The sequence below is a fragment of the Sphingobacterium thalpophilum genome (assembly GCF_901482695.1).
Taxonomy (GTDB): domain Bacteria; phylum Bacteroidota; class Bacteroidia; order Sphingobacteriales; family Sphingobacteriaceae; genus Sphingobacterium; species Sphingobacterium thalpophilum.
The window spans coordinates 1,437,703-1,454,759 of record NZ_LR590484.1 but is presented as its reverse complement, the minus strand read 5'-3'; the positions used below and the strand labels follow the sequence as shown (position 1 = coordinate 1,454,759).

Sequence of the window (17,057 nt, the reverse complement as noted above, 5' to 3'; positions counted from 1 at the left end):
GCAACAGAAATAATACAATAACCAATTTTAAACAATGCTGCTAATTCACAAATCCAAATTCGGAATATGGGGGTTTTTAGTGCTATTATCCCTGTTTTTTTCCTTATGCTCGGCTTATGGCCAAGAGGGCTATACCCTAAAGGGTACGATTACCGACACGCAAAATAAAGCACTTGCGGGTATTAGTGTGAGACTGATTGGAACCAATGTGGTCACTCAGACGGATGCCCAAGGACAGTATGAGCTGCTGGTACCCGCCTTGCAGGGTAAATTATCGATCTCATATCTAGGTTATGTGCCTCAGACGCTGCTATTAACAGTGGGCAAGACCACCTATAATGCTGTCCTGCAGCAGGAGCTTCGCCAGATGGACGAAGTGGTGGTGGTGGGCTATGGGACACAGCGCAAGAAGGATATTACCGGAGCTGTGGCGATTGTGGATATGGATGATGCGAAGAAGTTTTCAACCAATGATGTTGGCAGCATGCTGCAGGGACGTGTTGCGGGGGTATCGGTGAGCAGCGACGGCCAGCCCGGAGCAATGCCTCAGGTGCGGTTACGGGGTATTTCTACCTTCAACAATGCTGATCCGCTATATGTTGTTGACGGAGTGCCGCTGAGTGGTGTGCCCAGGGAGCTCAATCCAAATGACATTGAGTCGATGCAGGTGCTTAAAGATGCATCAGCAGGTGCTATATACGGTTCGCGAGCCGCAAATGGTGTCATCATCGTCACAACAAAAAAGGGTCGTCAGGATGCTCCTCCGCGGGTGGACTACAGCGCTTACTATGGTATCGACAAGGTCTGGCAGACCATGCCGGTGACCAATGCCTATAACTATCAGATGCTGAACAACGAAGCGCGGTACAACGCCAACAATAAACCTCTGGCACCAGGAAATGATCCCAGTTCACCGCGTTTTATCAAAGATGTGAATACGGACTGGCAGAAAGAAGGGCTTAAATCGGGGCGCCGGCACAATCAAAATATTTCACTGAGTGGTGGTGGTGCACACAATACGTATATGGTTTCCCTGGATCTGTTTGACAATACAGGTACTTTTGTGGGCAACGGACCGGATTATAAACGTTATACGGGCAGGGCTAATTTGACGCAGGAGCTGGGGCGGGTGCGGCTGGGGCAAACCGTAGCTTATGCCTATTCGCGCGAAAATGCCTTGGTGACAGGCGACGGCATATTGGCGGGAGGAAGACCTCCCTTGATCAATGATCTCGTCTTTGCTATCCCAACCATGCCCGTGTATGATCCCAATAGATTGGGCGGATTTGGTGGCACATCAAGCGATCTACACGATGCGATTTCGCTCAATGGCATCGGCTTCAATAGTTTGATCAAGAACAACACGACCGTTGGACGTTTTACCTCTACCTTATGGGGCGAACTGGATATCGTGCGGAGTGATAAACATAAACTCAAATATAAGATCAACTTTGGCTACGATATCAATGAAGTACGGGACAAAACCTTTACACCCAAATTCAATCTCGGATACTTCTTCATCAACAATATCAACCGTCTCAACGACAACAGCCGGCGTTATGAAAATGTGCTGCTCGAGAATACGCTGAATTACGAGTTTAAACAAAATAGCCATCAGCTGAGTGTTCTTGTGGGACAGATGTATCAAAAATATTCTGTCTGGAACCGCTATATTACCGGAACTGGGTTCAGCAATGAAGAGTTTGACAATCTTCAGAACGCTGCCGAGACCAGTGCCCGCGATCTGAGCGATTTTAATGCACTTGCTTCGTATCTCGGTCGCGCCAACTATAATTATGACGACCGCTATCTGCTGACGGCCACTGTGCGGCGCGATGCTTCTTCACGCTTCAGAAAAAGTAATCGTGTCGGCTACTTTCCATCCTTCGCGGGGGGCTGGCGTATCAGCAATGAAAAGTTCTTTCCCCAGACCAATGATTGGATCAACGATCTCAAAATACGCGGCAGCTGGGGTAAACTGGGGAACGAAAATATCGGCAATTATCTGTATCAGGCAGTAATTAATCCTTCAGTGGTATATACTTTTGCGGGACAGCGCATCTTGGGCGGGACACAGACCAGTGTGGTCTCCGAAGACTTAAAATGGGAAGACCGTATCACCAGCAACATCGGCTTTGATGCGCGACTACTAAGGAATAAGCTCGATCTTTCTGCAGAGTATTACTCGAGCAAAAGCCAGGATATCCTTGTACCTATCCCTATTCCTTTTTCCGTAGGTTCTATCAATCAGGCGCCTATCGTCAATGCTGGTACTTTGCGCAATAGCGGTATTGAAGTTTCTTTTACCTATCATAAAAGCAGTGGTGAATTCACCTACGATATCGGGGCTAACTTTACGACAATAAAAAACAAAGTGCTCAGCTTGGGAAACGATATTAAGGCGAGAGTCGATGGGCATTTCCGTACCGAAGTAGGGCAGGAAGTCGGCCGGCACTATGGCTTTATCAGCGAAGGAATTTTCAAAACGCAGGAGCAGGTGGACAACCATCCCAAACAGTTTGATGGTGCTGCTGTAGGGGATGTCATTTATAAGGATATCAATGGCGATGGGCTGATCAATGACAATGACCGTACGGACCTCGGCAGTGGTTTGCCAAAATATCAATATGGCTTTAACTTCAATGCGGCTTTCAAGAATTTCGACTTTGCTCTTTTTGCCTCCGGAATGGGAAAATATCTAATCAATAGCCGGTTGTACCGAGACCTGATGCATACCGGAGGTGACGCTAATTACCACCAGGATATGCTCGATCGGTTTACTTCTACGAATACCGACACCGATATCCCGAGGCTGAACTGGGAAGACCCAAACCGCAACTGGGAGAACTCCAATAGAAAGAGCTGGCTGCAAGATGGAACATATCTGCGCATCAATACCTTATCACTGGGCTATAACTTTCCGAAGTCAATGATTCCGTATGTCGCAAAAGCAAGAGTATACGTGACCGCGCAGAACCTGTATACTTTTCAGAAATATAAATCGTATAATCCCGATTACACCTATGGCGTGTTTACCCCGGGACTTGACAATGGATCGTATCCCAAGCCCCGGACGATCTTATTTGGTGTACAGCTTGGATTTTAACCTTTAGAAACGAAGACGATGAATAGAACATGGTTGATCGCAGCAGTGACGGTAGCACTGACTGCTTGCGATAGTAAACTGGAACTGACTAACCCCAATTTTCCGACGACAGCAACATATTGGAAAAATGCCGCGCAGGCAGATGCAGGCACTGTAGCCATATACAATGCGCTGGCACTCGAGGGAACTTATACGCGCTCTTTTCCGGGCCTTTCCGATAGCCGTGGTGATGACGTGCAGGGCAGTAGCCCCTGGACCGACCTGGTTCAGGTAGGCCGCTTTACCATACCGAGCAACTCTGCTCCAGTGGAATGGATATGGCGGGATCATTATATTATCATCAACAGGGCCAATCAAGTATTAAAAAACGTACCGGATATCGCTGATGCAGAATTTACGGATGGACATAAAAACAGGATCCTTGGACAGGCTTATTTTCTGCGTGCCTTTGCATATTTCAACCTGATCAATACCTTTCAGAAAGTTCCGCTCGTGACGCAGCCGCCCGAAGGAAAAGAGCAATATTATCCTGCTACGGCAAGCCCGGAAGAGGTGTGGAAGCAAATTGTTGAAGACCTGAAACAGGCGGAGGTGCTGTTGCCTTTGAGCTATAAAGATGTGACAGGACCGGATGCAGGGCAAACAGGGCGGGCCACCAAAGGCGCCGCCGCCGGATTGCTGGGGAAAGTGTATATGTATACGAAACAATTTGCTGCCGCTGTCGAACAATTCGAAAAATTTACCAAGGCCGGCGGGGAGCTGCACAATGTTTATCAGCTGATGGCCGACTACCGCCACAACTTCGATACGCAGCATGAAAACAATGCAGAATCACTGTTTGAAATCCAATTCACTGCCGAAGGGGGAACCGATGGTAACTGGGCGGGCGAACCAAACGCCAACTGGCGGCAGTTTTGCGCATTAGCCGTGACCTATGCGCCTCCGGGTGAATCTTGGGGCGGCTATAAGGATTATGAACCCAGTCCGGGCCTCTATACTGCATTTAAGAAGGAAAAAACAGTGGATGGTAAAAGCGATCCAAGGCTTCTGGCTACGATCGCATCGTACGAAGCGGCGGACAATTCCACCAAAATCTACGGCCGTGACTGGCCATATGCCTCCAGAGACGTTAAGTACTTACGTAAATGGACGCATGATGGTCTAGATATACTGGAAAAGGAGTCCTTTGAATCAGGCGGCATCAATTACCGTGTATTGCGCTATGCGGATATCCTGCTGCTGTATGCTGAGGCGCTCAACGAAGTGAACCGGACAGCCGAAGCGTATACGTATATACAACAGGTCAGAGACAGGGCGAAATTGCCGGCGCTTGCCTCCAGCAAACCGAATATGAACCAGGTACAGATGCGTGAGCAGATCGCACACGAGCGATTGCTGGAATTTGCTGTCGAAGGGCAGCGGATACAGGATATCATTCGCTGGGGCTGGCTGTATGACCAAACGAAGCTAGCGGAACTTAGAACCAGAGATTCTGATTTTAACAGCTGGAGAGCCGGCCGTGAATATCTTCCAATACCGTTTAATGAGCTGAATTATAACAAAAATTTATCACCCAACAGCGCTAACTGATGGGAACAAACTTGAACGAATATGAACAAAAATAGCGTACGTTGTCTGGTCCTTATGTTGCTGGCAGGCTTCAGTGCCTCTTGTCAGAAGGATAAGTTTAATAACCAGCCGCTCACTGAAACAGATCCGGGCATATTCGCACCGAAGCCATTTGATATTGCCGATATCAAGGATACTTACGGAAATATTCAGAGTTACGCTTTCACGGGGCAGTGGGGGCCGTATAATCTGCATGATCCTTCAATTATTAAAGACGGCGACTGGTATTATTGTTTTAGTACCGATGTTGCCTATGGGCAAAGCATTAAGCCGGGTATTATGGTGCGCCGTTCCAGAAACTTGGTCGAGTGGGAGTTTCGTGGTTGGGCCTACGATGGCCTGCCAAAACAAGCGGTCAACTACATTACGGGTGTCAAAAGTGATTATAAGCCTAACGAAGGTGTCTGGGCTCCCTATATCCTGAAAGTAGGCAACGAATTTCGCTTATATTACGCTGTGGCGTCCAACGGTTTTCGGGTGAGTGCCATTGGCCTGCTGACCTCGACATCGCTCGATGGTCCCTGGCTGGAGAAGGGGCTTGCCGTCCAGTCAAAGACTGAGGGCCCTGGTACCAATGCGATCGATCCCTCCGTTGTGATTACCCCAGAAGGTCAACATTATCTGTATTACGGATCGGCATGGGACGGTCTATTTGTTGTGAAGCTGGACCCCGCAACTGGGCTACCGCTGCAAAAGGGAGACTTGGGTACGTTGATCGTACGCCGTGGAAAGACAAATGGTGTCTATAACGGAAACCTTGAAGCCCCGGAAATCATCTACAATGCTGATCAAAAGAAATACTTTCTATTTGTGTCCTACGACTGGATCAACACCAAATACAATGTACGGGTGTTTCGTTCGGACGCACCTACTGGCCCTTTTGTAGACTGGAATGGTGAGCGTGCCGATGTAGCTGCAGACCATGTGGATCAGATTGTATTGGGACCTTATGCTTTTAAAGACCATGCGGGGTGGCAGGGCACTGCCCATTGCTCCGTCTTTAAAGACGAGAAGGGCAGTTATTTTATGGCCACGCAGGGAAGGCCCGCTGTCGACCCCCTTTTCATGGTCATGCATGTGCGCCGAATGTTCTGGTCAGACAATGGTTGGCCGATGGTCAGTCCTGAACGTTATGCTGCTGTTGCTCAGACCCCGATTACGAAGGCGGAAATTGTGGGCGAATATGAGCAGATTATCCATGGCTATGTCCGAGTACCGGGTTATGCTGAAACACAGACCGATCCCAATATCAACCACGCCGTCGAAGTGAATCCGATATTGCAGGCCGATGGTACAATATTCGGTGATGTGGCCAATACCTGGGCCTTTGATCCCCAGACAAACAGCCTTGAATTGCGTTGGGCCGGGGGTGCATTCATAGACAAATACAAGGTATCGCGTGAGCGCGACTGGGAGCGGGGCGTGAAGTCTACGCTCGTCATGACAGGCTACAATGGTAGTGGCTTGGGAATATGGTTGAAAAAAGTTAAATAAAATGCAAATGAAGAAGTTTATATTGGGCATTATATGCTCGTTGCTGCTTGGCAATGGATGGGCGCAGCAGGCTGCGCCCATCATCCATGACCCTGTCCTGATCAAAGAGAACGGAACTTATTATCTTTTTGCCACTGGGCAGGGTATAACGGTCATGTCATCGAAAGATCTAAAAACGTGGAAGCCTGAAGCTCCTGTCTTCAATCAGCCTCCACAATGGGCAGTGAAAGCAGTTCCCACGTTCACAGGCCATATATGGGCTCCAGATATCAGCTATCACAATGGAAAATTTATGCTTTATTACAGTATTTCGGCTTTCGGTAAAAATACCTCTTGTATCGGTCTGGCAACAACACCGACGCTCGACCCGAATGCTGCGGATTTCAAGTGGACCGATCATGGTCTGATCATCCAGTCGTTTCCCGGAAAGACGAACTGGAATGCGATAGACCCCAATTTTATCAAGAATGTTAATGGTGACAGCTATCTGAGTTTCGGTTCATTTTGGGATGGTCTTAAATTGATCAAGCTCAAAGCGGACGGAACCGCTGTGGACGATGATCTGACTGCGATTCCGACGATAGCGAGCCGCAAACCGGATCCTACAGCACCGAATCCGCCAGCAGTAGACGATAATCCCAAAGATGCAGGCGGGAATGCTATCGAAGCCCCTTTTATCTACCGCCACGGAGGGTACTATTACCTTTTTGCGTCCATTGATTATTGCTGCAAGGGCCCTAGAAGCACCTATAAGATGATCGTGGGCCGAGCCAAAGACGTACAGGGCCCCTACCTGGACGACGAGGGCAGGGACATGGCTCGCGGTGGGGGCAAGCTTGTGCTCGAGGGCAACACAGATTGGCACGGCGTAGGACACAATGCGGTTTTCAGGGACGGAAAGGAAGAATATCTGGCGTTTCACGGCTATGATGCACATGATCAGGGCAAGCCGAAGTTACGCATCGAGAAAATGACCTGGGATAAGGCAGGATGGCCGGTACTAACAAAATAAACGGATGCTTGATGCACTGCCGACCGGTCTCCACCGTATGACTGTTATCCACACCATGAATAAGCTGGGGTAGTGTATACATTGCTTATGGGTAATCTCATCAGGTTAAAAAATCTGAGTTGCATATTTACCACGGTGAAGTCTATAGTTCAGGAGAAACGGAGATGCTGAATGCAATTGAGCGCTGTCGAGTGCGTTGGCAGCCGCTTTCTTTAGGCTATAATGCTATTACGAAACCAGTTGTAGCCTTGCAATCGCTCCGGATCAGCTAAAAGAGCGGTTTCGTCCTGAAAATAGACCCACGTTCGTTTCGGTTTACCCAAACCGACACCGTAGTCCCAAGGCGCCTGATGTTTCTTGATGATTCCATCTCCTACATAGCGTTGCAGCACCATCTGGATTCGCTCCGGTGTAACATCAATACCATAGTCGCGGGCAAAATCCACGGCCATCTGAAATAAGGTGCGCGGACGTTGAAAGTAATCCGTGCTGCTTACAATGAGACTGATCTGGTCGCGGTGTTTTTTTGCTTTTTCGAATTTCTCCTGAGATGCCAGACTACTTTCTTTCTTCGCGATGGTTGCTGCCTGTTTGCGCTTTTCTTGCTCTGCAGCCTGACCTATGGCAGAAAGTTCTACTTGTCCGCTTAACTTCCTGTTAAAGTCACAGAATGTGGTCAGATCGATTGCCAGGAATGCACAGATTCTTATGATCGCCTCTAGGGTAATCGGAGTGGTTCCTTTGGCGTAGCCCTCAAGGGACCGGGTGTTGATGCCCGCTATCGGACCAAGCTCCTGAACAGAAAGTTTTGTCAGGCGTAAAATCTCGTGGATACGGCGGGACACCGCTTTAGAAAGCTCGTTTTTTTTTGTAAATCTCTTAATGTAATCCTTTACCATCAATGTCATTATTCATGATTTGGTTTATAATAAAGCGAAATAGGTGGCTGCTAAGTAAAGATAATATTTTTTCTCCAATTTACCTATTTCTGCTCTTTTGGCCATGCTTACCGTTGAGGCGCTGTTAACGCTGCCGGATATATTTAGGTTTTTTCAGTATTTCGCGAAGTTGTTCTTCCGTATATTGTTTGCTGCCGAGCCTGTTTAATTTAAATCCACATACCAAGCGAAGGCCATTCATGGAGAAAAAACGTTTCTCATAGATCTCTCTGCTGTATCCCGTCAGTTCGAGCAGTCTGCTGCGGGGCATACCATTTTCATATCCATGTGCTATACTCTGTGTCCTATACAGCTCGGCCAGTTGTTTTTTGCTGAGTTTGCAGCGCTCTGGCGTTTTATGGATAGGTTGTTGTCCGATCGATTGCAGGAATTTGTTCAGGGGCAGTCCTGTTTTCCACTTCATGCCGCCGCTGCTGATCTTCATCTTAGCCTCCAGCTCCTTGGTGGTCGGCGCCCTGCCAAGCGACTTAGCCAGACTGAGATAATGGTCTTGAATGCTAAATTTGGTCACAGGGATTTTGGTCCCTGCCAGATAACACAGATTATTCCAGCCAAATTTTTTTTTGAGATACCAGACTGAGGGATAGTTATCGGGTTTGAGGCGCGCGTAATCTTTGTAATGTTTGATGCGATGTTTTTTGATCAGTTTGACTACCTTCTCCCTGGCTTCGGATTCTGTCATCGTCGTTATCCGAAAGTACGAGGACAGACCGGCATATTCCAGCACATCGGCCCAGGTGTTGACCTCAAAATGGGCAAAGTAAGACCGAAAATTATAGAGCCCATTACTTTTAACGCAATCGGCGATACTAGGAGAACGCCGGTGCTTGAGGTAAAACTTGACCAGCGAATTTTTCAGCCTCCCTTTGGAAGGGATTCTCCGGTCATTGGGATCAAATCCAGCGGCAGCAATAAACTTGTTCCAAGTACCAAAATAGCTTACAATAGTCCCTATGCGAGGGGTAAACTCACGGCGCATGGGGATGCGTCCATTGGCGTCATAAAAATCTTTTACCATGCCAATTAACTCTGCCGAAATTTCCGCTTTGGTTCTGCTGTTGGGTGTTAATCCAGCCGCCGTGATAAACTGGTTCCATGTGCCAAAATAACGGCGGGCAATCGTATTGACATCTTCCATCTCCCGGCGCACAGGCGTCCGATTATGTTTTTTATAAAATTCGTTGACTTTGGAAAAAGCATGCTTAATGATCTCTTCCTGCATTTCTTAAATTGTATAAATTAATGGTTTATCTAGGTTATGATAGACACTTATTAAAGATAATAATTTTCTTTATAGCGTCAAAAAAATGCGGCCTTGTTATTTGACAATTTTATGTGATAGAAATTTCCTGCCCGCCAGCTTGAATACCGTAACTTTAAATAACTTATGATATATGGAGAGGGGGAGTATTTAAAAACAAGTTTATTTAAATGAAAAAGCAACAGATAAAACACACAGACCTGCAGGTTGCGCCGATCAATTTCGGCGGCAATGTTTTTGGATGGACATTGGATGAAAAACAATCTTTCGATATTCTGGATAAGTTTGTCGGAGCCGGATTTAATTTTATCGATACAGCAGATACGTATTCGTGGTGGGTGAACGGACGTGGAGGGCAGTCTGAAGAGATTATCGGAAAATGGCTCAAAAGTCGTGGACGCCGACAGGACCTGGTGATTGCCACCAAGGTTGGCTCAGAAACCAAGGAACATGGTTTTGATATTTCCAGGAAGCATATCCTCCAGTCCGCCGACGAGTCTCTGCACCGGCTGGGGGTAGACCATATCGATTTGTATTATACGCATTTTGATGATAAAGTTACCCCTGTTGAGGAAACGCTGTCTGCTTATGACGAGCTGATCAGGGCGGGTAAGGTGCGCTATATCGCAGCCTCAAACGTCTCTCCTCAGCGCCTTATCGAAAGCTTCTCGCTCGCGGAGGAACATGGGCTGCCGAGATATGTGGCCCTGCAGCCACATTATAACCTGGTCGAACGCTCAGGCTTTGAAAATGACTACGCCCCGCTGGTTGAAAAATATGACCTGAGTGTCTTCCCCTACTGGTCGCTGGCGGCAGGTTTTCTGACCGGTAAATACCGGTCAGTAGATGATTTCGAGAAAACCACTAGAGGAGCCGGCATTAAAAAATACTTTGACGAAAAAGGAAAAGCCGTACTAAAGGCTCTGGATACTGTGGCCGAAAAATACGACGCTAAACAGGCAACCGTGGCATTGGCCTGGCTATTGGCCAACCCCTTGGTCACAGCTCCAATTGTCAGTGCAACCAGTGAAAGCCAGCTACAGACCTTAATAGCAGCACCGGATCTCCAATTGGATCAGGAAGATATTGGGCTGCTGGATCAGGCTAGTCAAGAGTAAACGACATGGCCATAGACTGCCATACCAGGAGTGATAAAAAAAATGAAAGGGGTACCGACAGCGCTGCGGTACCCCTGATTATTAAGGGAAAAAAGGAATCAGACTTAATTTTGCCGTTTAATACTGAGACTGAGATAGCGGCTGTTGTCAAAACCGCTCAAGGCGTTGACCATCACGGCACCATATTTTTCGTCCGGTGTTTTGAAATAAAATAGGCTGCCCACCTTGAGATCCTCGAGTTTCAGATTGCTCGTCTTACGCGATATTGCGTTGCTCTGAATAGCCGCTCCGGAAGTCAATGTATTTAAAAATGCACTAGCCTGATTGTTTTGAATACCCGAAAAATAGGTCACACGACCCTTGCCTGCCAAGCCCGTGAAGTCAAATGCGCCAAACGGAATGGGATCAGCCTGCAGTGAATAGATGCTATATTTATAAGTAATATTTCCATTAGGCTCTATTGTATACGTTCTATACATGCCCAGATCTATTTTTTCGGGATGGAGAAGAGCTTCGGCGTAAGTGTACGTTTTGCCTTCTACCAAGTCCATAAAACAGGCGCTGCTTCGATCTACACTGTCCGGCATATACAGATTGCGACTGTTCAGGTGAACATAATCGGACAGCACATTGAAGGTAACAGCGGTATAACCGTCGCCCATAAAGACGCCCTCACGATCGACGGCCATAATCCGGAAGGTCGTCTTGCCGACCTTATCTGCCCGGATTTTATAAACGTAGCGAAAGTTTCTTTTTTCTGTTTCTCCTAATGGTATCTTCAGGGCAGCTGCTCCGGCACCATTATAAAAAATCCAGACTTGATGCATGTCTTTGGATTTGGAGCTGATCGTAAAGTCAACATGGATGGAATCTCCCACAGCCACCTCCTTATAGGTGCCGATATTTAATTCGTTCTCCTGATGGAGGGTGACCGACACATCCTCAAATAAATTGAAAATATTGTCACCCTCGCGTTTACAGGAAAATAGCATGACCAATAGCAAGAGTAATAGCAAATTAGCCCTCTGCTGTAAACAGCCTGATACGATATGTTTTAAATTAGTGCGCTTCATGATTTAATCGTTTAATGGGTCAAATGTTCCGCCTTCATAACCGATGGTCTGCTCGAGCAATGGCGACGAATTCATAAAGGTGTTGGGAAGCGGATAGAAATAATAATATTCACGGAAGGCAAAAGCACCATTGGAGCTTTCTGAACGTAGGTTGTAAGGGTACTTAAAGTAGGTCAGCACCGTATCCCGGTTGTCCATGTCCAGGGTTTCCCTATGCAGGATACCGGTTTGATTTTGAGCTTCCAGGATTTTCTTCGCAGCTTCTGACTTGGCCTCGAATAGATAGGTTTGTATGGTCCCCTCCAGCGTATGCATGCGGCGTGTGCGGCGCAGATCATGATAGCGCTTACCTTCAAAAGCAAATTCGATCTGCCGCTCGTTCATCAGCAGGTCACGCATCTGCTCTTTGTTGGTCGCAAGCGCCAGTCCGTAATCAAAGCTGCCCTGTTCGATGCCGGCGCGCTGGCGGATGCTGCGCACAAGCTCTTTAGCCAATGTTAGATTGCCTGTTTCGTTGGCTGCTTCAGCATAGTTCATCATGACTTCGGCAAAACGGATTTCGATCCAGTCCATGCCATTTCCGCCCATATCATTGGCGATTCCCACAGCTGCAGATGAAAGCGCCGGATTGACAAATTTTTTGCAGTAAAACGACTTGATCGATGGTTCGCCCGCGGCATTGCTGTAATTCCACTGGCGACGATTGTTTTTACCGCTTAATGGCCATTCGGCACCGTTGTATACAATGGTGTTTTTGAATCTTGGGTCCCTGTTTTTCCAGAACAGGGCATCGTCGTAAAGGGAATTGCTGCTGTTGGCCGGAGTGCCGTCTTTCATGCGGTATGCATGGAGCAGAAGAGTGCTGGGGACATAATAGTCCGCCGGAGAGCCGCCCTCCGATGCCGGACGCGAAGCCCGCTCAACAATCGTATACCGTTTGGGTGAGGTAGCCGAATAGGAGCGGACTACGACCGCTTCGGTATTGGCACTGCCTTCTTTTAAGAAAATTTCAGCGTAATTGGGCATAAGGGCTCGACCTGCGGCGATACATAGGTCATACGCTTCTTTGCTGGCCTGCAATGCCGTCTCCCAGCGTTTGGCTTCAAAGGGATGTGTGGGATTATCCGTTGGATTAAACTGCGGACTTGCCCAATAGAGCAGTGCTTTGGCTTTGAGAGCGGCCGCAGCAGCTTTAGTGATTTTGCCACGGCCGGTGGCATCGTCCCAGGTAACGCCATCAAGGTTGACCATAGCCGAATCGAGATCTTTCACAATCTGTCCAAAACAGGCTCTGGCGGAGGCCCGGCCCTCGAGTTTCAGATCGTCCGGATTTTGGGGCTCAATTACAAGTGGGACGCCTCCATAGAGCCGTGTAAGCTCAAAATAAACCAATGCCCGTAGTGTGTAAAACTGGCCCAGAAACTTCTTCTTCACGTCGTAGGGCAGATTGCCGTCCGGAATATAGGCAATGGCGTTGTTGCAGCGCGCGATATCAAAATAACGGTTATCGCCAATATTGGTGCCCTGGTATTTGGTCGCGATGTATTTGACATCATTGAGCGTGATTTCACCGCTCAGTCCCAGTACTTTTTTGCTGGGACCATTCGTGCCCGAGAAATAATTTTCATCACTGGCGTAATGCATCTGCATGTCATTGGTCGTGATCTCATGGGGATGAGTAGGCATGATCATCGAATAGGTACCGGCCAGATAGTATTCTATTGCACCTTCATTATCCCAGATACGTGCGTCGAGGCCCCCGTGATCGACCAGCTCAAAAAAATCATCTTTACAACTCTGTGTCAGGAGGGCTGTACTGGAGGCCAATAGTATGGCTATGATATAGTTAAAATGTCTTTTCATGTGTCTACGTGTTAAATGCCAAAGTTCAAACCAAAGGAAAGTGTCCGGATCGTCGGGTAGTTATAGATGGACGAAGAATAAGGGTCACGATGTTTAAACGGTGCGACGATTGTCCATAAGTTGTTGCCCGAAAGCATGAGTTTGAGTGAGCGCACATTGATCTTGTCGGTAAAACTTTTTGGAACAGTCCAGTTAAATACCATATTATTGATACGGATGGTTGTGCCGTCTTCTGCCCAGAATGTCGAGTTCCACTTTTTCATCATGGCAGCATCATCATACCGGGGAAAACGGCCATTGGGATTGTCCAGTGACCAGTGATCTTCCCAGAAACTGGGTACATTGACCTTCTCAGTAGGGGCGGTCATGGCCTGTGACTCATAGAAAGCTTTGCCACCGAAGACTGCACGGAAGTTGGTGTTCAGTGAAAACGATTTGTAAGCTAGGCCGATAGTGATACCCGTAGAAAAAATTGGGTCCGTATTGTCAAACATGGTGGTCAGATCTTTTTCGGTTATCTTGCCATCACCATTGGTGTCTTCATACACTGTCCAGCCGACCTGGGGTACTTTACCATCAATGGTGTAATTGGGGTTCTGGGCCAGAAAATTATCCACATCCTGCTGCGTGCGCAGCATATCGACATAGATCAGCCCGTAGTTGCCGGTATTATATTTACGGGAGTCTGTACCCATCTCGACCTTCCAGTCTGGGTAGGAGAAATCCCAGAGCTGGAATTTATTGAAGAACATTTGCGTGGTATAGCTGCCCGAGTAGCCAAAGTTCATATTGGTGGAAAGTCTAAGTCCATTGGAAAACGTGTTCTGGTAGCCCAGCGAAAACTCGGTGCCCCAGCCATTGCGCTTTTGGTAATTGACCACCGGTGCTCTGAATCCGGCATACATCGGAAAGTTTTCATCATTTCCTTTGTCGAATACGTCGTAAGAACGGCGGAAGTAGTACTCAAAACCGAAACTCAATTTATTGTCAAACCAGCGCGATTCGATACCAAAGTTAAAGGTGCGGTGTTTTTCCCAGGAGATATCGGGATTAGCAATGATGGTAGGGTTGAGCGATGCGACCGGCGTTTCGCCATAGAGGTAGCCTGTATTGACCAAATCTACACTAAAACGGTCCTGCCATAGGCGGGCGTTGACACGATCTTCGCCCACAAGGCCGTAGTTGGCCCGTAGTTTCAGGTAGCTGATATACTTCAGATCCTTAAAAAAATTCTCATCGCTGACGACCCATCCTGTGGCAACTGTAGGGAACAATCCCCAGATATTGCCTTTAGCAAAGCGGGATGAAGCATCCAGCCGCGTGATGACTTCAAGGAGATATCTTTTCTTGTAGTCGTAATTGAAGCGGCCAAAGAACGAACGTTTTACTGCCTCTTCGATCGAACGGAGATTGTTCGTGAACGTAGACGGGTCGAATGCCCAGTACTCATCCAGATTCAGGAGCTGCTGGTTGGTCCAAAAGGCGGAGAGGCCTTCGGAGTTGGATGCAGACTGCTCTGCACCGATCATCAGATTCATGTTGTGCTGACCAAAGCTATTGGCGTATTGGACAACGACATTGCCCTGATAACTATTCCCCTTGCCCAAAGAGGGTGCGATCCTTGTCTTGTTGCCCTCCATCCGGAATACTTTATCCACCGTATTGGTATAGAGCTGATTGTTGTTACCTCTGCGAACAAATTCATAAAGATCATACGCTGGAAGGTATTCCTGGCCGCTAGATGAAGTGCCGGAATGTGACACCTGTATGCGCGCATTAAAACCTTTTAAAGCTTTTGGAGCATAATTCAGCGAAGCATTGATGCTATAGTTGGAATTATTGCGTTTTTGGTAATAGCCGGAATTGATGATAGCCAGCGGGTTAGTATTGCTGTTGGCGTTGATATTCGAGAAGTTGACGGGAAGGCCATCGATCTGAATCGGAACCCATTGCGGGGTGGTGATCAAGGTCTGATAAAAATTCTGATCCCGGTCGTCCGACAGGCTGTTTTGGCTGTTGGTCTTGGTATTGTTAACGTTAAAAGCGATATCTGCTTTTAGACCATCAATGATTTCGGCATTGAAGCCTGACCGGAAGGAATATTTCTGCTGGCTCATGCCGGCATAGTTACCATCTTCTTTCTGATAACTACCCCCTGCAAAAAAGGTAACTTTTTCGCTGCCCCCGGAGATAGACAAGTTGTGCCGCTCCATTTTTGAGGGCTTCCATAGCTCATCATACCAGCTTTTGTAAGGGTTGGTCTGCAGATAGGCGAGGTCTTCGTCAGAAAAGAAGGATGTGGGCTGTGCATTGTTCAACGCAAAGGTCTCATTCAATAATTTGGCATGCTGATAAGCAGACAACATTTTGGGCTTGACCGTGGCATCTGAAATGCCGATATAGCCGTTGTAACTCAGCTGTGTCTTGCCAGCCTGCCCTCTTTTAGTGGTGACAAGGATAACTCCTTTGGCTCCCGAAGCCCCATAGATTGCCGCCGAGGCATCTTTTAGAATGGATATACTCTCGACCATCGAAGCGTCCAGGTTTTCAAAAACATCCGAAGTGGAGATGATGCCATCAATAACGTATAGCGGTTCGTTGGTCACTCCTTGTAACTTGGCTTGATCTGAAGCGAACGCATTTCTGACGTTGAGGGTGACAGCTGCCCCGGGGCGGCCAGACGATTCGCTCACCCCCAGGCCGGCCACGCGGTCGCGTAAGGCGGCTGCAATATTGGCCGCAGGGATATCCTGGATTTCCTTGGGATCGACTGACGCTACCGCGCCTAGTACTTCTCCTCTCTTTTTGCTGCCGTAGCCCACAACAACTACCTCATCGATACTGGCATTGGGTTCCAGCCGGATCGTAATACTTGTCTTTCCTTTCATATCGATTTCCTGGACTTTATAGCCAATATAACTGACAATGATGACCTGGTTGTCAGATGGCAGGTTGATATGAAATACCCCGTCTTCATCAGTTTTGACGCCCGCTTTACTGCCTTTGACCAAGATAGTGGCGCCGTGGACAGGCTTTCCTTCCGGATCAAGCACACGGCCCGTGATACCGGCAAACCTGGTGTTCAGCAACAGGGGCCTTTCCGGTAGACTGCCGGCATAGCCCAGGGATGAAGACAGTACCATCAACGGGCAGAGGAACTGAATGCTGCTTTTCAGAAGTGATCTTGTTAATAATCGATTATTCATGCTGTATGGTTATGTTTATAATAGGTACAAAGAAAAAAATTGGTGTTACGGCTAATGATAATAATTGGTTTTCCCTTTTCATGCTCTCCGGTACGTATGTACAGTGAAACATCCAATAATGGAATTGTACTGTGTTGAGGATACGTTTACAGAGAAATATGTGCTGCAATAATGAAAATTAATTTTTGTTCAACTGTCCTGAACTGTTGGTCTCTTTGTCCAATATGTCTGCATGTACTTGTATTGTGTACATGTTTGCTACAGAAATGTGTAGTCTTGGCGTCAAGGAAGGCGGCAGGACAAAAAAAGCCTGCTCCTTTAGAAAGGGCAGGCTTT

The 17,057-nt window shown here is 47.6% G+C and carries 10 protein-coding genes; 5 read left to right on the top strand and 5 right to left on the bottom strand.

Features of this window, described 5'->3' with window-relative positions:
• The first annotated feature begins 34 nt into the window (after positions 1-34).
• From FGL37_RS06245 to FGL37_RS06230, 4 genes are read left to right on the top strand one after another with little or no spacing between them, the layout of a single operon-like run.
• Entirely contained in the window at positions 35-3,106 is a 3,072-nt protein-coding gene (locus FGL37_RS06245; protein WP_051606654.1) for a SusC/RagA family TonB-linked outer membrane protein, read from the top strand.
• Positions 3,107-3,124: 18 nt separating this feature from the next.
• On the top strand, positions 3,125-4,696 hold the full coding sequence (locus FGL37_RS06240) for a RagB/SusD family nutrient uptake outer membrane protein (protein ID WP_028069242.1): 1,572 nt from the start codon (positions 3,125-3,127) through the stop codon (positions 4,694-4,696).
• 21 nt (positions 4,697-4,717) lie between these two features.
• Positions 4,718-6,229 carry an arabinan endo-1,5-alpha-L-arabinosidase gene (locus FGL37_RS06235; protein ID WP_081817817.1) on the top strand — a complete coding sequence of 504 codons (1,512 nt, stop codon included), beginning with the start codon at positions 4,718-4,720 and terminating at the stop codon, positions 6,227-6,229.
• A gap of 7 nt (positions 6,230-6,236) precedes the next feature.
• A complete protein-coding gene (locus FGL37_RS06230; RefSeq protein ID WP_028069241.1) occupies positions 6,237-7,241 on the top strand; it encodes a family 43 glycosylhydrolase in 1,005 nt (334 codons plus the stop codon).
• Positions 7,242-7,453: 212 nt separating this feature from the next.
• Here the strand turns inward: FGL37_RS06230 and FGL37_RS06225 are convergent, their stop codons facing one another.
• Positions 7,454-8,140 (bottom strand): helix-turn-helix domain-containing protein, encoded by a 687-nt coding sequence (locus FGL37_RS06225; protein ID WP_160169473.1) that lies wholly within the window; start codon positions 8,138-8,140, stop codon positions 7,454-7,456.
• A 124-nt stretch (positions 8,141-8,264) separates the two neighbouring features.
• On the bottom strand, positions 8,265-9,422 hold the full coding sequence (locus tag FGL37_RS06220; RefSeq protein ID WP_028069239.1) for a homing endonuclease associated repeat-containing protein: 1,158 nt from the start codon (positions 9,420-9,422) through the stop codon (positions 8,265-8,267).
• Between the two features lie 209 nt (positions 9,423-9,631).
• Between FGL37_RS06220 and FGL37_RS06215 the strand changes: the two genes are divergently transcribed.
• A complete protein-coding gene (locus FGL37_RS06215; protein ID WP_028069238.1) occupies positions 9,632-10,579 on the top strand; it encodes an aldo/keto reductase in 948 nt (315 codons plus the stop codon).
• A 104-nt stretch (positions 10,580-10,683) separates the two neighbouring features.
• Here FGL37_RS06215 and FGL37_RS06210 read toward each other — a convergent pair whose 3' ends face one another.
• The 3 genes from FGL37_RS06210 to FGL37_RS06200 are packed head-to-tail and all read right to left on the bottom strand — an operon-like array spanning position 10,684 to position 16,721.
• The gene (locus FGL37_RS06210) at positions 10,684-11,652 is read right to left on the bottom strand and encodes a hypothetical protein (protein WP_028069237.1); all 969 of its coding nucleotides are present in this window, start codon (positions 11,650-11,652) and stop codon (positions 10,684-10,686) included.
• Positions 11,653-11,655: 3 nt separating this feature from the next.
• Complete coding sequence (locus FGL37_RS06205; RefSeq protein WP_028069236.1) at positions 11,656-13,515, bottom strand: RagB/SusD family nutrient uptake outer membrane protein; 1,860 nt, start codon at positions 13,513-13,515, stop codon at positions 11,656-11,658.
• An 11-nt stretch (positions 13,516-13,526) separates the two neighbouring features.
• Positions 13,527-16,721 carry a SusC/RagA family TonB-linked outer membrane protein gene (locus FGL37_RS06200; protein WP_028069235.1) on the bottom strand — a complete coding sequence of 1,065 codons (3,195 nt, stop codon included), beginning with the start codon at positions 16,719-16,721 and terminating at the stop codon, positions 13,527-13,529.
• Between the last annotated feature and the right edge of the window lie 336 nt (positions 16,722-17,057).